At 28.4% G+C, this 20,608-nt stretch carries 21 protein-coding genes; 6 read left to right on the forward strand and 15 right to left on the reverse strand.

Going from position 1 to position 20,608, the window contains the following annotated elements:
• The first annotated feature begins 3 nt into the window (after positions 1 to 3).
• Together E2O22_RS06110 and E2O22_RS06115 are read left to right on the forward strand one after the other, a co-directional pair.
• A complete protein-coding gene (locus E2O22_RS06110) occupies positions 4 to 567 on the forward strand; it encodes a DedA family protein (RefSeq protein WP_133319703.1) in 564 nt (187 codons plus the stop codon).
• Positions 564 to 1,823 carry a ComEC/Rec2 family competence protein gene (locus E2O22_RS06115; RefSeq protein WP_133319704.1) on the forward strand — a complete coding sequence of 420 codons (1,260 nt, stop codon included), beginning with the start codon at positions 564 to 566 and terminating at the stop codon, positions 1,821 to 1,823. Before E2O22_RS06110 ends, E2O22_RS06115 begins: the two co-directional genes overlap by 4 nt.
• Here E2O22_RS06115 and E2O22_RS06120 read toward each other — a convergent pair.
• Genes E2O22_RS06120 through E2O22_RS06130 form a run of 3 tightly spaced genes read right to left on the reverse strand, consistent with a single transcriptional unit; the run spans position 1,770 to position 4,674 of the window.
• The gene (locus E2O22_RS06120) at positions 1,770 to 2,582 is read right to left on the reverse strand and encodes a YihY/virulence factor BrkB family protein (RefSeq protein WP_133319705.1); all 813 of its coding nucleotides are present in this window, start codon (positions 2,580 to 2,582) and stop codon (positions 1,770 to 1,772) included. The genes E2O22_RS06115 and E2O22_RS06120 overlap by 54 nt on opposite strands.
• On the reverse strand, positions 2,582 to 3,964 hold the full coding sequence (locus tag E2O22_RS06125) for an FAD-linked oxidase C-terminal domain-containing protein (RefSeq protein WP_133319706.1): 1,383 nt from the start codon (positions 3,962 to 3,964) through the stop codon (positions 2,582 to 2,584). The genes E2O22_RS06120 and E2O22_RS06125 overlap by 1 nt, the downstream gene beginning before the upstream one ends.
• Positions 3,964 to 4,674 (reverse strand): plasminogen-binding N-terminal domain-containing protein, encoded by a 711-nt coding sequence (locus tag E2O22_RS06130; RefSeq protein ID WP_412175223.1) that lies wholly within the window; start codon positions 4,672 to 4,674, stop codon positions 3,964 to 3,966. Before E2O22_RS06130 ends, E2O22_RS06125 begins: the two co-directional genes overlap by 1 nt.
• A gap of 127 nt (positions 4,675 to 4,801) precedes the next feature.
• On the opposite strand from E2O22_RS06130, the gene E2O22_RS06135 reads away from it, so the two are divergent.
• Genes E2O22_RS06135 through tpx form a run of 3 tightly spaced genes read left to right on the forward strand, consistent with a single transcriptional unit; the run spans position 4,802 to position 7,834 of the window.
• Positions 4,802 to 5,959, forward strand: a complete 1,158-nt coding sequence (locus E2O22_RS06135; RefSeq protein WP_133319708.1) for a M23 family metallopeptidase — start codon at positions 4,802 to 4,804, stop codon at positions 5,957 to 5,959.
• 1 nt (position 5,960) lies between these two features.
• Positions 5,961 to 7,304: a magnesium transporter gene (mgtE, locus tag E2O22_RS06140; RefSeq protein ID WP_133319709.1), complete on the forward strand. Its 1,344-nt coding sequence runs from the start codon at positions 5,961 to 5,963 to the stop codon at positions 7,302 to 7,304.
• Between the two features lie 11 nt (positions 7,305 to 7,315).
• Positions 7,316 to 7,834 carry a thiol peroxidase gene (gene tpx / locus E2O22_RS06145; RefSeq protein WP_133319710.1) on the forward strand — a complete coding sequence of 173 codons (519 nt, stop codon included), beginning with the start codon at positions 7,316 to 7,318 and terminating at the stop codon, positions 7,832 to 7,834.
• On the opposite strand, the gene E2O22_RS06150 is transcribed toward tpx, so the two are convergent.
• The 6 genes from E2O22_RS06150 to waaF all read right to left on the reverse strand — a co-directional run bounded on the left by E2O22_RS06150 (position 7,831) and on the right by waaF (position 14,182).
• On the reverse strand, positions 7,831 to 9,216 hold the full coding sequence (locus E2O22_RS06150; protein WP_133319711.1) for a replicative DNA helicase: 1,386 nt from the start codon (positions 9,214 to 9,216) through the stop codon (positions 7,831 to 7,833). The two genes, tpx and E2O22_RS06150, sit on opposite strands and share 4 nt — an antisense overlap.
• A 12-nt stretch (positions 9,217 to 9,228) precedes the next feature.
• Positions 9,229 to 10,131 (reverse strand): cysteine synthase A, encoded by a 903-nt coding sequence (gene cysK, locus E2O22_RS06155; RefSeq protein ID WP_133319712.1) that lies wholly within the window; start codon positions 10,129 to 10,131, stop codon positions 9,229 to 9,231.
• 96 nt (positions 10,132 to 10,227) lie between these two features.
• Complete coding sequence (locus tag E2O22_RS06160; protein ID WP_039619003.1) at positions 10,228 to 10,530, reverse strand: HU family DNA-binding protein; 303 nt, start codon at positions 10,528 to 10,530, stop codon at positions 10,228 to 10,230.
• 92 nt (positions 10,531 to 10,622) lie between these two features.
• Positions 10,623 to 11,750 carry a hypothetical protein gene (locus tag E2O22_RS06165; protein ID WP_133319713.1) on the reverse strand — a complete coding sequence of 376 codons (1,128 nt, stop codon included), beginning with the start codon at positions 11,748 to 11,750 and terminating at the stop codon, positions 10,623 to 10,625.
• 8 nt (positions 11,751 to 11,758) lie between these two features.
• Entirely contained in the window at positions 11,759 to 13,261 is a 1,503-nt protein-coding gene (locus tag E2O22_RS06170; RefSeq protein ID WP_133319714.1) for an MBOAT family O-acyltransferase, read from the reverse strand.
• Positions 13,262 to 14,182, reverse strand: coding sequence for a lipopolysaccharide heptosyltransferase II (gene waaF / locus E2O22_RS06175; RefSeq protein ID WP_133319715.1), 921 nt, complete (start codon positions 14,180 to 14,182; stop codon positions 13,262 to 13,264).
• A 57-nt stretch (positions 14,183 to 14,239) separates the two neighbouring features.
• Here waaF and E2O22_RS06180 point away from each other — a divergent pair, with 57 nt between their 5' ends.
• Positions 14,240 to 15,046 carry a glycosyltransferase family 2 protein gene (locus tag E2O22_RS06180; RefSeq protein WP_133319716.1) on the forward strand — a complete coding sequence of 269 codons (807 nt, stop codon included), beginning with the start codon at positions 14,240 to 14,242 and terminating at the stop codon, positions 15,044 to 15,046.
• Here the strand turns inward: E2O22_RS06180 and E2O22_RS06185 are convergent.
• Genes E2O22_RS06185 through E2O22_RS06210 form a run of 6 tightly spaced genes read right to left on the reverse strand, consistent with a single transcriptional unit; the run spans position 15,043 to position 20,608 of the window.
• A complete protein-coding gene (locus tag E2O22_RS06185; RefSeq protein ID WP_133319717.1) occupies positions 15,043 to 15,759 on the reverse strand; it encodes an acylneuraminate cytidylyltransferase family protein in 717 nt (238 codons plus the stop codon). The genes E2O22_RS06180 and E2O22_RS06185 overlap by 4 nt on opposite strands.
• Complete coding sequence (locus E2O22_RS06190) at positions 15,746 to 16,777, reverse strand: nucleotidyltransferase family protein (protein ID WP_133319718.1); 1,032 nt, start codon at positions 16,775 to 16,777, stop codon at positions 15,746 to 15,748. The genes E2O22_RS06185 and E2O22_RS06190 overlap by 14 nt, the downstream gene beginning before the upstream one ends.
• Positions 16,774 to 17,934 (reverse strand): UDP-N-acetylglucosamine 2-epimerase, encoded by a 1,161-nt coding sequence (neuC, locus tag E2O22_RS06195; RefSeq protein ID WP_133319719.1) that lies wholly within the window; start codon positions 17,932 to 17,934, stop codon positions 16,774 to 16,776. The genes E2O22_RS06190 and neuC overlap by 4 nt, the downstream gene beginning before the upstream one ends.
• On the reverse strand, positions 17,924 to 18,934 hold the full coding sequence (gene neuB / locus E2O22_RS06200; RefSeq protein ID WP_133319720.1) for an N-acetylneuraminate synthase: 1,011 nt from the start codon (positions 18,932 to 18,934) through the stop codon (positions 17,924 to 17,926). Before neuB ends, neuC begins: the two co-directional genes overlap by 11 nt.
• A complete protein-coding gene (locus E2O22_RS06205) occupies positions 18,921 to 20,042 on the reverse strand; it encodes an N-acetyl sugar amidotransferase (RefSeq protein WP_133319785.1) in 1,122 nt (373 codons plus the stop codon). The genes neuB and E2O22_RS06205 overlap by 14 nt, the downstream gene beginning before the upstream one ends.
• A gap of 2 nt (positions 20,043 to 20,044) precedes the next feature.
• Complete coding sequence (locus tag E2O22_RS06210; protein ID WP_133319721.1) at positions 20,045 to 20,608, reverse strand: NeuD/PglB/VioB family sugar acetyltransferase; 564 nt, start codon at positions 20,606 to 20,608, stop codon at positions 20,045 to 20,047.

Raw genomic sequence — 20,608 nt, forward strand, 5'->3', positions numbered from 1 at the left:
TTCATGCAAGAAATGATTGATAATCTTAGCACTTATGGTTATTTGATTTTATTTTTTTATTCTTTTGGTGGAGGAATGGTGGCCATACTTGCTGCCGGGGTACTTTGTGCAAGTTCAACTAAACTTGATTTGCATTTGTGTATATTTTTAGCCTTTTTGGCTAATACTATAGGTTCAACCCTATTATTTATTCTAGGAAAATATTATAAAAAAGACATAATGCCTTATTTTAAAAATCATAGAAGAAAAATCGCGCTTGCTATGATAAAAATCAAAAAATATGGAGATTTACTTTTAGTAGTGCAAAAATTTATTTACGGGGTAAAAACTATCATTCCTATAGCAGCAGGTCTTTGCAAATTTAGCTTTGTAAGATTTTTTATCATCAATACCCTAGCTAGTTTAATTTGGGCTATAATACTTGGTTATGCTGGATTTATTTTTGGAAACACCTTAAAGGAGGCTTTTGAAATTTTTTCAAATCATCCTTATATAGCACCTGCCTTTATAATCACTTTAATTTTTATTATATGGTTATACTTATCACGCTTTTCTAAGAAAAAATGAATTTAAAATTCTCTATAAAAGATTCTTATAGAGAATTTTTAATTTTATTATTATGTTTTTTAGCAATTTTTAGCCTAAATCTCATTTATGAGTATAAAAAATACCAAAATTTTAAACTCACAAAACATTTATTGCTTAAAAATAATATCATTATATCTAGCTATCAAAAAACTAATAAAAAAGGTAAAAAATACCAAGTTTTTAAAATTAAAAATTCTGATTTTGTTTTTTACACTACTAGTTTTAAAGATCTAAATTTAAGTAAAAATGATATTATAAATCTTAGGATTATTACTAAAAATATTAACTTTAAAGATTATCTTAGTAAAAATTTTTTTGTACCAAGTTATGATTTTCATAAAACTAATACTCAAAAAGAAAATATCTTAGTGGAGTATTTTTTAAATCAACATCAAAATGAAAAAATCAAAGAATTTTACGGGGCTTTATTTTTTGCAAAAAATGTATCAAGTGAGCTTAGAAATGATGTAAATTTTTACAATATCGCGCATTTAATTGCTATTAGTGGATATCATTTGGGCTTGTTATTTAGCTTTTGCTTTTTGATTTTTGCTCCTTTATATGCCTTTTTTCACAAACGATATTTTCCTTATAGAAGTTTAAAACTTGATATTAGTATTTTTGCTTTCTTGCTTTTAATTTTGTATATATTTTTAATAGACTTTAGCCCTTCTTATATAAGAGCTTTATGTATGAGTATTTTTGCTTTTTATCTATTTAGCAAAAATATTAAAATTTTGAGTTTTAAATTTTTATTCTTAAGTGTAATTTTATGTATAAGCTTATTTCCAAATTTATTATTTAGCGTTGGCTTTTTGTTTTCAAGTTTAGGAGTATTTTATATTTATTTATATTTACATCATTTTAAAGATAATTTTTCAAAAAATTATATTCATATTATTTTTATAAATTTTTGGACTTTTTTAGCAATGATGATTCCTGTATTATATTTCTTTCCACTTATTAGTTTTCAACAATTTTTAGGTATACCTCTAAGCATATTATTTGCTTTATTTTACCCTATAAGTTTATTACTGCATTTATTATCTTATGGAGATGTATTAGATGAAATATTATTAGCATTATTTGATTTTAAATTAAATAGTATATTGTTACATATACCATTAGAAATTTATCTTATTTATATATTTTTATCCTTCATGGCTATTTTTCATCGTTATTTAGCTCTTTTTGTAATTTCTCTTGGTTTTATTCCCTTTATTTTCTTGATTTAAAATCAAATAAACCCTTAAACCCAAAAGATAAATAATCCAAGAAATATAAATCCACAAAAAGAAAAACAATATCACAGAAAAAGAACCATATACATTTAAATAAGTTTTATTATATACAGCATAATATACAAAAATCATCTTAGAAATATACCAAATCACAGAAGCACCAAAAGAACTAATAAGCAAAGTTTTTAAATCACCTTTTTTACTCACTGAACTTGAATAAGATGTAAAAAACAAAGCCCATATAATCACATAAGGTAAAATCTCAAAAAAATTTAAAGCAATATTAAAATCATCTAAGGTTTTTTGTATAAAACCTGAAATGTAAAAACTCACTCCAAGTCCAAGTGGAGTTAATGTTGCCAAAGTCCAATAAGAACTTATACTATGCCAAAGACTTTTAGAATCTTCTTCCAAAAGCTTATTAATAACATAATCATAACCTGAAAAAAATGCCAAAGAAGTCAAAGCCATAGCTAAAAGACCAATTAAACCAAGATTGACACTATTTTTTAAAAAAGTGTTAATATATTGTGTTATTAATTCTTGTTGAGTTGGGATTAAAAAAGTAAAAATTAAATTTTTAATTCTTTCTTGATACATTTCAAAACTTGGAATTTGAGTAAAAACCCAAAAACATAAAAATAAAAGCGGTATTAAAGATAAAATAGTATAAAAACTCAAAGCTGCAGCATAATTTAAAATTTCTTTATCTCTTATGCTTAAAAGAATTTTTATGAAGTTTTTAAAATTCATCAAAGTCCCATTTTAAAAGGATTAAGTATATTATTTGGATCAAATGCTTTTTTGATATTTCTCATCAAGTCCATTTCAGCTTCGCTAAAAGCAAGCTTCATAAAAGGAGCTTTTGAAATGCCTATACCATGTTCTCCACTTAAAGTCCCACCCAAAGAAACTGTAAGCTTAAACACCTCTTCTACAGCTTCGTAACCTTTTTTAACCAACTCAGGATTATTTTTATCACTTACCATTACATTAGTATGCACATTACCATCGCCAGTATGACCAAAACAAGGGATTTTAAAACCATATTTTTTAGAAATTTCAGCTATGCCTTTTAAAAGATCAGGTAGTTTTGAACGCGGCACTGTAATATCTTCATTAAGCTTTAAATTTCCATACATTGCTATACTTTGAGAGCAGTTTCTTCTAGCAAACCAAATATTGGCTGCTTCTTGCTCATCTTTTGCTATTTTAAACTCTCTTACGCCAGATTCATAAAAACTCTCTTGCAAAATTTTTAAATCTGCTTCAATAGCCTCTTCTACATTGCCATCTACATCAGCGATTAAAATCGCACCCGCATCCATAGGTAAGCCTTTTTGGAATTTTTGTTCTAATGCTTGTATGCTTAATTGATCTAAAAATTCCATAGATACAGGAGTCACACCTTTAGCTAAAGTTTTATAAACTGCATTCATTGCTTCATCAATGCTGTTAAAAATCCCCATAGCTGTCTTTTTAAACTTTGGCAAAGCTACTAGTTTTAAAGTAATCTCACTAAGCACAGCCAAAGATCCCTCACTTGCTATTAAAATTCCAGCTAGATTATAACCCGCTACATCTTTTATAGTTTTTTTACCTGCTCTAATGATTTCTCCATTAGGTAAAACAGCTCTTAAAGCCATTACATAATCTTTAGTTATACCATACTTAGCAGCTCTCATACCCCCTGCATTTTCGCTTACATTCCCCCCTAAAGAAGAATACTCCATACTAGCAGGATCAGGTGGATAAAATAAACCATATTCTTTTGCTTTTTCTTGTAAAGCCATATTTATCACACCAGGCTGCACTACTGCAACTAAATTTTCAAGATCAATTTCTAAAATTTTATTCATATGTTTTTCAAAGCTTAACACTACTCCACCATTAATAGCTAAGCTTCCACCGGTAAATCCACTACCTGAGCCCCTAGGAATAACGATGATTTTATTTTCATTACAATATTTTAAAATTTGACTAATATCATTTTCATCTCTTGGAAAAAGCACTCCATCAGGTAAATAATGCTTTTTAGTAGCATCATAACTATACGCTCTTTTGTGGATAGGATCAAAATGAGCATTTTCAACCCCTAAAAGATCTTGAAAAAATTTTTGATGGATTTCTTGCATTATTTTTCTCTAGTTAAGCTAATTAATTTTTCATAATATACATAATAATTTCCAATTGCTTCATCATTTAAGCTAAAAATATCGCTTTTATAACCTGTAATTCTTGAATAAAATGGAATTTGCAAACTTTGAGCTTGAGGTATGTTAAATTCTTCTATCTTGCCAAAATCTTGACAATCAACTATCTCAGCTTTATTTTCTAAAGCTACCACTAAAAGCCCAACAGCATTTTTTGAACAAAAAGATCTAAAATCTGATCTTCTTGGAGTTTGGCGGTATTCTTGTATCATATGAGCACCAAATAAATCAGGGTGTAAAAAATAAAGTCCATTTAATTTTTGAGCTATAAAATCATACACATTTTTATCAGGAGCTATAATCAAGGCTCTATCATATAAATAATTTAAAACTATTTTATCGCCTACTTGTGGCAATACATTTGGTAAAGGCATAGCATCTTGAGCTAGCATATCAAAAACTTTAAATTGTAATTTAACTAAGCCATTTTCACGGCCTATCACACTAGCTCTTGCAATAATTGATTTTTGTGTATCAATTTCATGCACAACTATACCACTTGAGTGCAATAAAATTCTAGGATCATCTTTTATATAACCATAAATATCATCTACTTTTTCAAGTTTTGTTTGTATTAAATCAAAATTTTTAGCTTGCAAAAATGCTAAAAAACAACAAAGCATTAAAATAATTCTTGACAACTGATACTCCTTAAAAAAGTGTAAAAATTAAATTATATTGTATTTTCCTTACAAAATTGTAAGAAAAATTAAGTAAAATACAAATTTATGTTTAAATTTTAGAAGGCTTTAAAATACCATGAAAAAAATTTTCATATCTTTACTTATATCGATAAAACTTTTTGCTATTTCAAGTGTTGAAGAACTTTCTTGGGAGAATGGCAAAACTTTACTTGATTTTTTACAAGATCACTCCATACCTTTAAATTTATACTATAATCTTGATGCTGAAGATAAAGAACTAAGTGCAGAAATTGCAAGTGGTATTAAATACCAAATGTTAAAAGATGATCAAGGAGAATTAGAACAGGTTTTAATCCCAATCAGTGATGATTTACAAATTCATATTTACAAAAATACTGAAAATAAATTCGTATTAAGTTTTACTCCAATTTCTTATACCAAAGAAAAAAGAACTATTCGCGTAGCTATTAACAATTCAGCTTATCAAGATGTTTATGATGAAAGTGGTAGCGTAACCTTAGCAAGAGCTATGGTAAGAGCTTTTAAAAATAGTGTTAATTTTAAAAATGTTAGAAAAGGCGATAGTGTAGTATTAATTTATGAGCAAAAAAGAAGACTAGGAAGACTTTTTGGCGATATTAATATCCAAGCAGCTTTAGCTAATATTAGAGGTAAAGAATATTCTGTATTTTTATATAAAGATTCTTATTATAATGCTCAAGGAAAAGAGCTTGAAAATTTCTTTTTAACTAAACCTGTCAAATATACAAGAATTTCAGATCGTTTTACTAGAGCAAGATACCATCCTATATTAAAACGCTATAGAGCACACCTAGGTATTGACTATGCAGCTCCAACGGGTACTCCAGTTAAAAGTGCAGGAGATGGAACGATTAGCTTTGTTGGGACAAAAGGTGGTTATGGTAAGGTTGTACAAGTAAAACACATGTCAGGCTATATGACTTTATATGCTCATCTTAGTCGCTTTGCAAAAATCAAACGCGGACAAAAAGTTAAGCAAGGACAAGTGATTGCTTATGTAGGCTCTACTGGTATGAGTACTGGGCCACATTTGCATTTTGGACTTTATCTAAATAATAAAGCAATTAATCCTGAAACTATAGTTAAAATTCCAAAATCAAGCTTAAGTGGAAAAAACAAAGAAGAATTTTTAAAAATGGCAAAAGAGTATGAAAACCGCTTGCAAAGCATTGATGAAAATTATAAAAATCCACCAAAAGAACAAAATATAGAAAATTCTATGGAGCTTTGAGATGATGAATGATTTTTTAGAAGCACAAGAACTTTTAAAAAATACTTTCAAAGATCAAAGTACCTATGAAATCAATGAAGCCTTAAAAACTATTAAAAGGCATGATGAAGAGCTTTATTTAAAAACTCTTAAATCTTTTGATACTTACACACTTGCAAATGTAGCTACTATAACGCCTGAACATATCTTAGAAGATATTTTAGAAAACTTAAGCATTATAAAGATTGCAAAAGCAGTAGAAGAGCTTGAAAGTGATGATGCAACAGACTTAATTAAGCGTTTTGAAGAACTAAATCCACAAAAAACTTTAGCTATTTTAAACCGCTTAAGTTCAGAAGATAAAGAAGAAATTTTACGCCTTAAAAATTATGATGAAAATACTGCTGGTGCTTATATGCAAACAGAAATTTTCACAGCCTCTATTAATGAAAGTATAGAAAAGGCCATTAAAAGATATAGAATTTTAAAGCATTCAGGACAAGTAGATCAAATTTTTCAAGTTTATATCATAGATAAACAAGGAAAACTTTGCAATGCTATCAACCTAAGCGATCTCTTGCTTTGGGATTTTAAACTAAGTTTTGCAGATATTATTAAAAATAACAATGAAAAATATAAATGTTATAGCATTAAAGATCATGAAGATATACAAAAGGCTATTGATATAGTAGAAGATTATGATTTAAGTGTTTTGGCTGTTATAAATGATGATGGAGTGCTTTTGGGTAGAATTACTTATGATGATATTCATGATTTAATCCAAGAAAATGCAACAGAGCAAATTTATAATTTAGCCGGAGTTGATGCAGATGTTGAAGAAGAAAGTGCTTTTAAAGCAGCTAAAGCAAGAGCTTTTTGGCTCATGATTAATCTTACAACTTCATTAATTTCAGCTAATATCATCAGTCTTTTTTCAGGTGAAATAGAACAACTTGTAGCTCTAGCAGTACTTATGCCTATTGTAGCTTCCATGGGAGGTAACACAGGCTCACAAGCCTTAGCGGTAACAGTTAGAAAACTCTCACTCAATGAAGTAGAATTTAAAGATGCTAAAAAAGTTATATTAAGAGAAAGTGGAATTTCTTTATTAAATGGGCTTATATTTGCTAGCGTTATGAGTATTATAGCTTTTATATGGTTTAAAACAGCCCTTTTAGGACTTGTTATAGCTTTGTCAATGCTAATCAATCTAGCCTTAGCCGGTTTTGTAGGCTCTTTTGTGCCATTAACTTTGAAAAAATTTAAAATTGATCCTGCAGTAGGTTCAAGTGTTGTAATTACTGCAATTACTGATGGTTTGGGTTTTTTCAGCTTTTTACTCTTAGCTAAGATGATTTTATTATAAAAAGGAAAATTGTGTCAAGCATTATATATAAAAAACAAAACATAAAACTCACAGGAAATCAACTACAAATTGGCGATAATGCTCCAAAAGTGACTTTAAAAACTAAAAATCTTGCCTCAGTAGAAATAGCACCACCTGGAAAAACTCAAATTTTACTAACTTTTCCTAGCTTAGACACTCAAGTATGTTCCAAACAAGCTAAAGAAACTAACAAAAGATTGGCATCTATAAAAAACATTGAAGTGATTGTTATTAGCATGGACTTACCTTTTGCTATGGATCGTTTTTGTGCAACTGAAGGAATTGATAATATCATAGTTGCAAGTGATTTTGCCTTTAAAGATTTTGGCACTAATTATGGAGTATTAATACATGATAGTATATTTGCAGGATTATTAGCAAGATCAGCTTTTGTAGTTAAAGATGAAAAAATAATATACAAACAGCTCGTAAAAGAGCTGATGGGAAAAATTGATTTTAAAGATTTAGAGCTTTTTATACAAAACGATTATCGCTATTCTTTAAATTAACCTTCAAAATTGGTAACCACAAAATCTTCTTTTGGAGCTTCAATAAAGCACGATTTTTCTTTTAAGAAAAGCAAATCCACATGCCCTACAGGACCATTTCTATTTTTACCTATAATAAGCTCAGCCTTTTCTTGCACAGGATTTGGCATAAATTTTCTCTCATAAGTTTTGCCTTCATTTTTAGCTTTATTTTCTCTTTCTTTTTCTTCTTGCTCTCTATAAACCTCATCCCTATATACAAATAAAATCGTATCTGCATCTTGCTCTATAGCGCCACTTTCTCTTAAATCACTAAGCATAGGACGCTTATTTGCTCTACTTTCTAATGAACGATTAAGCTGTGAGAGTGCCACTACTGGCATATTTAATTCTCTTGCTAAAAGCTTTAAGCCTCTTGAAATTTCACTCACCTGCAAATGCCTATCATTAAAAGCTGAGTTACTCATCATAAGACCGATGTAATCAACTACACAAAGCTCAATACTCTCATCTTGAGCCTTAATTTTGCGTAAAATTGAACGAATGTCTGCTATACTAGCATAACCGCTATCATAAATATAAAGATTTTTTTGTGCATACTCATTACAAGCATCACCTACCCTACTCCACTCATCATCGTTTAAATCTGCGATTAGAATTTTTTGCAAAGGAATGGAAGTTTTTGCACTGATTAATCTTTGCATGATTTGCGTAGCAGGCATTTCTAGTGAAAACATCACAACACCTTTATTTTGTCTTAGTGTTTTTTCTATAAAATTTAAGCAAATTGTAGTTTTTCCCATGCCAGGGCGTGCTGCGATGATTACAAGATCGCCAGGTTTAAAGCCTTTTGTCATTTTATTAAGCTCACTAAAACCTGTATCAAGTCCCAAAATATCTTTATTTTCAGCTTCTTTTTGCTTTTTAAACTCATCCATAAGCTCAGACATCACCATAGTCATATCCTTAATACTATTACTATTTACACGGTTTGTAAGATTAAAAATTTCTTTGCCTATTTCATCTGAGATTTGAGAAATGCTTTTATCTTCATTAACCCTTGTAGGTATAGTATAAGCAAAATTTAAAAGTTGGCGTCTAATGGATTTTTCTCTTAATTCATAAGCGTATTTACTCACATCTGCTATGGAAGTAGTAGCTAAAACTTCAGCTAAAATTTGCTCATCTACTTTTTTATGTTTTCTTATAAAACTTGCACTTATAGGCTCGCCTGCATTCACACAAGCTAAAATAGCTTTATAAATATCTTGATGAGCTTTGAGCGAAAAATCATTAATTTCAATATCCGAAGAAACACTAAAAAAAGAATCTTCACTATATATACAAGAACTTAAAATCGCCCTTTCAAGATCTAAATCAAAATGCTCATTATTTTGACTCATACACGCTCCTAATTATAAATTTGCAAATAAATCAGTTGATAAATACCTCTCGGCTGTATCATTTAACATAGTCAAGACTTTTTTATCAGGGTTTTCTAAAGCAATTTTTCTAGCCATATATACATTTGCACCACTTGAAATTCCTGCCATTATGCCATTTTTACCAAGCTCTAAGGCTGTATTTATAGCATCTTCATTGCTTACACAAACTATCTCATCTATGATTTTTTGATTTAAAATTTTAGGGATAAAATTTGCACCTATACCTTGAATTTTATGGCTTGCAGCGGTATTTTGGCTCAAAAGTGGCGAAGATGCGGGTTCTAAGGCTATGATTTTGACATTAGGATTGCGTTCTTTTAAAATTTCTCCTACCCCGCTAATAGTCCCGCCTGTACCAAAACCTGCTAAAAAAACACTAAGATCAGGCAAAGCTTTTAAAATTTCTAAAGCAGTATTTTTTCTATGTGCATTTTTGTTGTTGATATTTTCAAATTGACTTATCATAAACGAATTTGGAATTTCACTCAAAAGCTCATTAGCTCTATCAAGCGCTCCTTGCATGCCTTTACTTGCTTGAGTAAGCTCTAACTTTGCACCAAAAAAACTCATCATTTTTCTACGCTCAATACTCATAGACTCAGGCATAGCTATGATAAGTTTAAGCTTTAAGCTTGCACAAATCATTGCTAAAGCTATGCCGGTATTTCCACTTGTAGCTTCTATAATGGTTGTTTCTTGATTGATTTTACCTTCATTTAAAGCTTGTTTTATCATCTCCACAGCCGCTCTATCTTTTATAGAATGACTTGGATTAAAATACTCGCATTTAGCATAAAGATTTGGAGCAAATTCTTTTAAAGAAACAATCGGGGTATTACCTATACAATCTAAAATATTATTATAAACTGACATTAGTCTTCCTTTAATATTTTTAAAAACAATATCAAAAGAAAATTAATACTTAACTATGAAGAAAAACGCAAAAGTTAGAAACTTTTGCGCAAAGAATTATTTTTTAGCTTTTTTAGCAGTTTTAGCAGCAGCAACTGCGTCTTTAAGGTTTTTACCTACTTTAAATTTAGCAACTTTAGTAGCAGGTACTTTGATAGTAGCACCAGTGCTTGGTACTCTAGCTTCTCTAGCAGCTCTTTCAGCTACAGAAAATGTACCAAAACCAATAAAGCTAATGCTATCACCTTTAGCTAATACATCAGTAATAGTAGCGATTACTGCATCAGTAGCTGCAGTTGCATCTTTTTTAGTTAGCCCAGCAGTTTGAGCAACTTGAGAAATAAAATCTGCTTTAGTCATAAAAAGCTCCTTGATTAAAAATGATTGTTAAGTTTAACACATTTATCAAGCTTTTGCAAGAGGTTTTCACGCAAAAAAAGCTTTTATTTACACTATTTATCTAAAATACCGCTTGCTTTTATTTGCTCAATTAAAGGATTTAAATCATAATTTTTGATTTTTTCTTCCATAATTTTAAAATACTCATCCATATTTTCAGGCGTTAAAATGTTTGTTTGGTTTTTAATAGCATCAAGTTGCATTGAATTCATATCTATATTATAGTGATTTAAGTCTTTATAATTTGCAATATCATCTGCATAATCTAAATCATCAAATCCATATATTTTAACATTTTCAAGTGTTTTTGACTTTAAAATAATATATTTTACCAAATCTACCCATTGTTGGTAATATTGAAAATCAACCTGTGCCATCTTGTGATAAACTCTAGAATAAGTTGGTAAGATTAAAGAAAACTGGACATTTGGATACATTTTAACATAGTTAAATATGTAAATATCAATATGATTTTTTAAAACATTAAGATCTATACTCGAATAATCATGTATGTAATTTCCATTGTATAATTGCACAATTTTTTTAATATCCTTTCGGACACCCTCTTCTATATTCTTAATCCAATTTCCAATCCCTCCAAATTGTTTTTGTGCAATTGGGCTTTTAATCCATTTTGGTAAATTTTCTAACTCAGTATCATCTCCAACACATTTTTTATTACTAGAAAATTTCAATGCGCAGAAAATAAATTTTTTATTAAGATAAATTTTTAAATCATTATAGGTGTTTTGATCATATAAATAGCTAAAATTAGAAAAATTTTGAAATTTTACATCCATAATTGCAAATTCATCTAAAGATATTACTAAATGTTTAATAGTATGTTTTTTCAATATATAGTCTAAAATAATCTTTCTTTGTTCAAAAGTGCTTCCACCTATTGATAAATTGATAAATTGCCCTCCAAGTTTAGAAGTTGCTTCAAAAGATGAAGTATTTTGAAGCATTGAAGTTCCAAAAATTATAGAATCAAATTTATTGTGATCAATTATACCTTTGGAGCTAATAGTTAAATCATTGTAATATGTTTTTTTTCTAAACCAAGGTTCATGATAAAGTTGCAATGGATCATACACATAAAGTAAAACTCCTAAAAACAATATAAAAGGCAAAGGTATTACTAAAGAATAAATTACAAATTTTTTATATGATTTAAACATTTTTATCCTTAGAAATTAAAATAAATAAATTCAGTATAAGGAACTACTCCTAAAGTTATCAAAGCTATATATAAAAAAAGCATGACTAATAAAGAATTTATATAACTAGTTTTAAACTTTTCAAGTTTTTCAATACTATTTTTAAACCCAATACATAAAATCATACAAACGATGATATAAATTAAAGTTTCATTGCTACCACTAATTTGCGCTAAAGATTCTTTCATTCTATGCCATTTTATTGGTAAATCTACCCAAGTTAAACCAAACATAGCTTTTAAAAGATTTATAGCACCTTGAAGACTTTCGCTTCTAAAAAATATCCACGCAAGATTAATAAAATTAAAAGTTATAAACCATGCAAATATTTTATAAATAATATTTTCTTTAAATTTAGCATTTAGGATTATAAATACATATATTCTATGAAGCACCATAGCTAGTCCATGCAACACTCCCCATATCACAAAACCCCATCCAGCTCCATGCCATACTCCACTTACAAAAGCCACTATAAAAAGATTTCTTAAATTTATAATCTTAGAAACCCTATTACCACCCAAAGGTATATATAAATAATCTTTTAAAAATTTACCTAATGTTATATGCCATCTTCTCCAAAAATCACTTATATTCAATGCTTTATAAGGAGAGTTAAAATTAATAGGAAGTTTTATACTAAAAAATAAAGCTATACCTATAGCCATATCACAATAGCCACTAAAATCAAAATAAAGCTGAAAAGTATAAGATAAAGAAGTTGCCCAAGCTTCAAAAATATTTAAAGCACCTCCATTTTCAGCTATCTTAAACCCTGCATTAGCCCAAAGCGCAAAAGAATCAGCAATATATACTTTCTTAAATAAACCCATAGAAAATATAAATAATCCTTTGGCTATATTTTCCCAATTAATAAGAATAGAATTATTCCAAAGCATACTTTTAAATTGAGGCATCATTTCTTTATGATGCACTATTGGACCTGCTATAAGCTGAGGAAAAAATGTTACAAACAAAGCATAATCTAAAATATTTATTTTATATGTATTTTCACTTTTTAAACCTTCTATATTTGTTCTTTTATAACAATCTACTAAAAAAGCAATTTGCTGAAAAGTAAAAAAAGATATAGCTAAAGGTAGTAATATATGCGGTAAAGGAATATTAAAATCTAGTTGGACTATTTGAAAAAATACATTAAAATTTTCTAAAAGAAAATCGGTGTATTTGAAAAAAGCAAGTAAGACTAAATTAAAAAACACTCCGCTATAAAATAATAGCTTTATCCTCCCCCTATTAAGTAAAATTAAATTTGCAAGATAAAAATTCACACCCATAGAAAGCAATAAAATCAAAACATATTCAAGCTTCCAAAAGGCATAAAAAAATAAACTTGCTAAAACTAAAAATAATTTTGCACTTTGAATATGATTAAATTTTTTAAGCATATAAAATATAATTAAAGTTATAGGTAAAAATATAAATATAAATTCATAAGAACTAAAAACCATTCACACTCCTAAAATATTTTTTGCTAAATTTATTACCATTTCAGGCTTTAAATCTTTCATACATTTGTGGTGTTTTAAAGGGCAGACCTTTTGCATACAAGGCATACAAGCTAAATTTAAATGTGCTATTTTAGCATTTTCTTGCCAAGGCGAAGTTTGACTAAATTTAGTCGAGCCAAAAATAGCCACCGTTTTCACCCCATAAACTGCACCTATATGCATAGGACCACTGTCGTTTGTGATGAGCAAATCAAGCATAGAAATATTTTTACATAAAGTATAAATACTAGTTTTACCACAAAGATTTTTTGATTTGATACCTTCTTTTAAAAGAAAATGCTCAATTTCATCACAAATTTCTCTCTCACTTTCTACTCCAAAGATTAAAATTTGATGAGTTGAGCTAAATTCTTTTGCTACCCTTGCAAAATAGCTCGCTTCCCATCTTTTGGCACTTCCAAAATGCGCACCCGGGTTTATACCTAAGATTTTTTGAGTTGATTTTGCTTTTATAGGGAGTTTTAAAGCATTTGAAGTGGCTTTAAAATTTAAGGCTTTTTCTATGAAATTTAAGTATTTTAAGACTTGGTGTTCTTCTTTTAGAATATTTTTATCAAAATAAAATCTTTTTTTTGCTTTGATTAGATTTAAAATGATCTTACTTGAAAATGCCGAGCGAAATGAAAAAGCTAGATCAAATTTACCAAGATTTTTTCTAGCTTTTAAAATTTGCTTATATCTTTGCTTTTTATTTTCTACTAAAATTTGAGCATTTTCAAAGCGTTTAAAAAGCTCTGTGCTCACAAAAGAACCATAAAAAGTAAATTTAGCTTGAGGGTATTTTTCTTTTATAGCATAAATAGCCGCACTAGCCATCACCGCATCGCCAAGCCAAGTAGGAAGGTTGATAAAAATATTCATAATTTTCCTTAAAAATAAAAGCTATAATTATATCATCACTTTATTTAAAGAGCTAAAATGAGTCAAATTTCCATCATACTACCAACCTATAATGTAGAAAAATATATTGCTAGAGCATTAGAAAGCTGTATTAAACAAACTTTTAAAGATATAGAAATCATTGTGGTAGATGACCTTGGCAATGATAAAAGTATAGATATAGCTAAAGAATATGCTAGTAAAGATGATAGAATAAAAATCATACATAATGAAAAGAATTTAGGAACTTTTGCTAGTAGAAATATAGGTGTATTAAATGCAAAATCAAATTTTATAATGTTTTTAGATCCTGATGATTATTTAGAGCTTAATGCTTGTGAAGTTGGGCTTGAAAAAATCAAAAATGTAGATATGGTAGTGTTTGATGCATATGTACATAGGGTGAAATTTAAGAAATTTTATAGATTTAAACAAGATAGGCTTTTTAACAAAGATGAATTTTTGGAATTTTTACTTAAACAGAAACATTTTTGCTGGAGTGTTTGGGCAAAAGTATATAGGAAAAATTTGATTTTAAAAAGTTTTGAGTATGTTGATTTTAAAGAAAAACTTTGTTATGGAGAAGATGTGCTTTTTAACTATATAAATTTTATGCTAAGTGAGAGCTTTTTTGTATCGAAAGAATGTACATACCGCTATGAATTTAATGAAAATGGTAGATATGAAAACAAAAATAAAGAAATTTTATGGCAAAATTACCAACATAAAAAGCAAAGTTTAAAATGCATTAAAAAATTAGCTAATATTTTTCAATATAAGCATTTTAATAAAAAAATATTAGAAGTTTTAGAAAAAGAAATTTTAGGGTTAGAGAGTAGGATTTAAATATACTCACTTTTTAACAACAAACTAGCCATTTTAAAATCATAATCCGTATCAATATCTATAGAATAAATAGACTCCATTTTGTAAGCAAAGCTATTTGGCATAAAAAAACCTTTATATTGCATAAATTCTTTTATTTTTGCTATATAAATAGCACCATTAAGTCTGTAATGTTTCTCTAAATCTTGTGAGCGTAAATTTTTAATCTCTGAAGGCAAAAATAAATCCATAGCGCCATTTTCTGGTATAGTATTACTCCAAAGAGGAGAGTGTTCACACTCACAAACACTAATTACAGAATTAGCGTTTTTCTTAAAAAATAAATCCAACGCCTCATCAATATGTTTATTATTTCTCAAAGGACTTGTAGGTTGTAACAAAACAATATATTTAAAACTAATATTTTTATCAGCATAAAAATCAATAATATTTTTTATAACATCAAAAGAAGATGATGTATCATCTGATAAAGATCTATCTCTTAAATAAGGCACTTGCGCTCCATATTGCATTGCTATCCTTGCATATTCTTGAGAATCTGTGCTAACCATGACATTTTTTATATATTTAGACTTTAAAGCAGCTTCAATACTCCATGCGATTAAAGGCTTGTTTTTTAAAATTTTAATGTTTTTATGAATAAGACGCTTACTTCCACTACGCGCAGGAATGATTGCCAAAATATCATTTAAACTATTCTTAATTATTTGCATCAATAATCGCCTTTTCATATTCTTCAAGTCTTCCTATATCAATCCAATAATCTTGTAATATATAAGAATTTATTTTTAATTTTTTATCTAACAATCGCTTAATCAAATTAGGCATATCCAAATACACATCTTTTTTGATATACTTTAAAACTTCTGGTTCTAATACATAAATTCCAGCACTAACTAAAAATTTCTGCATAGGTTTTTCTTCTATATCTTTTATATCATTGTTAGAAATTTTCACAACACCGTAAGGAATTTGTTGCTCAAATTCTCTAAGTACCACACTCATCACTGCTTTACTTTTTTTATGCTCTTGAATAAGTTGATCAAAATCAAGTTTAGTTAAAATATCTCCATTCATAACAATAAATGATTTTTTCATATCTTTCACCAAAGACAAAGCCCCGGCAGTGCCAAGTTTTTGTTTTTCTTTAATATAAGAAATTTCAACACCCCAACTTTTGCCTTCTTGAAAATAATCACAAATAACTTCTTTTTTATAATTTACACAAAATATAAACTTTTTAAAACCTTGTTCTTTGAAATTTAAAACAATATTTTCGAGTATTGGTTTTTTACCTATTTTTAACATAGGTTTTGGAGTATTTTTGGTAAGTTCACCCAATCTACTTCCAAGACCTCCAACCATTAGAACTACTTCATTTTCAAAACTTTTTTCTTTAAGAATTGAAGCAATAGATTTTATAGCTATGACTTCATTTTCACTATTTAAGACAGGAAAATCATAAATATCAGTTTGACTAGCTAATTTTAAAAGCTCTTCTTTACTTGTATTTTCTTTAATGGTTAACGAATTCTTAGTATAAATTGTTTCTATGCTATCTTCAAGCTTTTTGCCATTTAATAAAGCTCTTCTAATGTTAGAATCACTAATTACACCTAAAAATTTATCATTTTCTACCACCAAAGCTATTCTAACACGCTCACTACCTATAATTTTTAAAGCTTCTTGTATGCTTGCATTTTTAGCAAGTTTTAATTTTTCAATACTCATTGCATATCCACAAATTTTTTATATAAAATTTTTTCCAAAGAAATATTTTTTAAAATATCCTTTATCATTAGACTTGTATTTTTACCTTCACACTCAAAAGGATTAATGAAATTTTTTAGCTTATCTTGATATTCTTTGGTATTAACATACAAAAACGCTTGTTTTAAATGATAAATATCACAATTTATAATATTATCAGCAAAAATTCTTCCTTCTTGCCTGTTACCTATATTGATACAAGGAATTCTTAAAAAAGGACTTTCGCAAATTCCACTAGAGCTATTTCCTATAAGTATATTTGCTATTTTCATTAAACTTAAGTATCTTTTAGAGCCCAAATTATCAAATAACTTTGCTTTATGAGATTGTTTTATACAATACTCATTTAAAAGCTCATTAATATATAAGCCATTCTCATCAGCATTTGCTTTCGTAAAAATTAAAGTAGAATTTTCCAAATTATCTAAAAATTCAAGCAATAATTTTATTTCTTTTTTAACGCTTGATTTTTGTATCGTTTGAGGATGATAAGTTATTAAATATATATTTTCATCAAATATCAAATTCAATTCTTTTTGCAAATCTTCCTTGTTTAAAAAATTCATATTATTGATATTTTCTCCCCCTAGAGAACCTACATTAAAAACTCTATCTTTACTTTCTCCAAGTTGCAAAATTCTATTTGCATAAGTTTGAGTACTAGCAAAATGCAAATGCGCCATTTTACTAATAGCATGCCTAATGCTATCATCAATAGCTCCCAAGGTAAGCTCACCTCCACAAAGATGCGCTAAGGGAATTTGCATTATCAAACAAGCACTAGCACAAGAGAGCATTTCATATCTATCGCCTAATATCACCACAATATCAGGTTTTAATTCTTCAAAAGCTTCACAAAGTGAAATTTGTAAAAGCCCCATACTTTTACAAATACCTACACCATCATTGTTATTAAGCAAAATGGGAATTTTTTTATTTACTTTAAATTCTTTTTCAATCTCTTGACAAGTAAAACCAAAATCTTGACTTAAATGAGCTGCTGTAACAATAAGCTGCAAAGTTAATTCATTATCTTGTTCAATGTATTTGCATAAATTTCTTAATAAATACCATTCGGCTCTAGTGCCACTAATAACACAAATTTTTCTATTCATCAATTAACTCATCTTCAGCATAATCTCTACTAGCAATTTTACCTAAATATTTATCATATTTCATAGCACAAATTCCATCCCCCGGTCGCTTTGTGGTAAGATTTTCTTCACTAAAACATTCGCCCTTTTTTATAACTTTTTTAGCTACAAGAGATTTTCTAGCAATGGCTTTGTTTTTAATTTCGCTTTTGCTTGGAATTTTAACACCATTTCCAAAAGCTTGTTCTAGCTCTCTTATGGATTTAATCATAGCTTTTAATTCTTCAGGTTCTAAGGAAGCTTGATGATCAGGCCCTTGCATACTTTTATCTAAAGTAAAATGTTTTTCTATCACACAAGCTCCCATAGCTACAGCTGCTATAGGTATAGTTATACCCAAAGTGTGATCAGAATATCCTACGGGCAAACAAAAGGCTTTTTTTAAAGTTTGCATAGCTCTTAAATTTACATCTTCAAAAGGTGTAGGGTATTCTGTATTACAATGTAAAATAATGATTTTATCTCTTTGAGTGCCATTTTGCACCAAAATATCTAAAACTTTTTCAATCTCACCTAAAGTGGCCATTCCTGTCGATAAGATGATATTTTTATTAAAACTAGCAATTTTTTTCAAGTAAGGAAGATTAGTTAATTCTCCGCTTGGAATTTTAAAAATTTCTATATCAAATTTTACAAGCAAATCAATACTTTCTAAATCAAAAGCAGTGGAAAGAAATTTAATATTAAATTTTTTACAATGTTCTATTAAAATTTCATGATCTTGTTTAGAAAGTTCTAATTTTTTAACCATATCAAGCTGGCTTTGATTTTCATCAGTAGCTTGGAGTTGATACTCTGCTTTTTTGGCATTTTTACTTATACAATTTTCAGCTACAAAGGTTTGAAATTTTACAAAATCAGCCCCAGCTTCACTAGCTACTTCTATAAGCTTTTTAGCTAAATTTATATCACCATTATGATTAACTCCAGCTTCTGCTATAACAAGAGTTTTATTGTATTTCATTTTTTAATTTATATTCTCCAAATTCATTCTTATAAAATAACTCTTTATTATAATGCTTTTCTACTATACTCCAAAATTTAGATTTTGAAATACCTAAAAAATTACAAAAATCTTCTATACATTTATTATCCAAATTATGATCTTTTTGTTTTACTATTTTTACGGCTTCATCTCTGCTTAAAAGTCCATATCTTATAAATCTAGCTGCATAATCACTAGCCATAGCATGGCCAAATTTTGGGTATTTCATCCATGGATGAATTAAATAAGCAATACTATCAACTTGATCAAAATTTTCAGCACAATGTCTCCTGTCCCATTCTCCATTTAAATCACTAAACCCTCTATTTTTGGCAAAAACATAATTAGAATAAGAATTCCATTTAACAAAATAACTCAAGTATATAGGATGAAGATTACCCAAATCGTCTTTTTGTGGATCAAAAAACAATTGCAAATTCTCTTCCTTTATTTCATCATCTATAAATTCATTAATATCCAAATCACTCGCTACTCCATTTAAAAAAATACCACTTGCATCAGAAGTTTCAATGTTGTCATTCCCGCCATATTCATATGAAATATTTTCCCCATAGACAAGCAAAGGTGTATTAAATTTCAAAGCCATAGCAAAAGGGTAAGAATAGATTAATCTATCTATAAACCAGGTAGGTTTTCCATACTTTTCAAAGGTTTTCAACATAACTTTTTTTTGAGTTTTTATATCAGGTTTTAAGCTTATAAGATGACAGCCAAATTCTTCAGAAATATTTTTTAAATTTTTCTTCCCAGTTTCAGTCATAGTAAAATTATCTTCTACGCTAAATAAAATAGGATTCATTCCTAATTTTTCTTTCATAATATGTACTTGAAAATGAGAATCTTTGCCCCCACTTACCGCAATAGCACAATCATACTCATACTTACCATTCATTCTTCTATATTTATCACAAAGTTTTTCTAATTCTTTAAATCTAGCTTCATAATCAATATTTTCTTTATTTTTATGATTTACACAAGCTGAACAAATATTTTTACCATTTTTATCTTTACTAAATTTTATCCCTGGTCTCGTATCTGGCATTACGCAATAATCACAATATTTCATCATTATACTCCTTTCATATATACTATACTATCTTCGCCTAAAATACTACCATGTTTTAAATGAGTATTTGACCCCAAAAAACTATGCTGCTTTATCAAACAACCCCCATTAACAACACTAGCTGTACTAATATGACAAAAATTTTCAATTATAGCATCATGTTCAACTAATGCTTTTGAATTTATTATACAACCTTTACCTATCTTGACATTTGTATTTACCAAGGCATGATGCATTATTATACTTGCCTCATCAATAAAAGATCTTTTTGACACATGAGCAAGCGGCGAAATAATAGTTGGCAATCTAAAACCTATAGTTTTCAACTTATCATAAATTTGCACTCTCGGCAATGAAGTTTTAATTTGTCCAATACCAATTAAGGCATATTTATATTCTTTAAATAATTTTTTTAAATCATCATCATTCCCAAGCAATGGATAATACGCACTTTCTATATCATTATCCACAAAACCAACAATTTCAAATTTACCTTCAAGCTCTATAACATCCATACATGCTCTTGCATGTCCTCCAGCTCCAATAATGATTATTTTTTCTTTCAC

It is taken from the genome of Campylobacter lari, from assembly GCF_004357905.1.
Lineage (GTDB): Bacteria > Campylobacterota > Campylobacteria > Campylobacterales > Campylobacteraceae > Campylobacter_D > Campylobacter_D lari_D.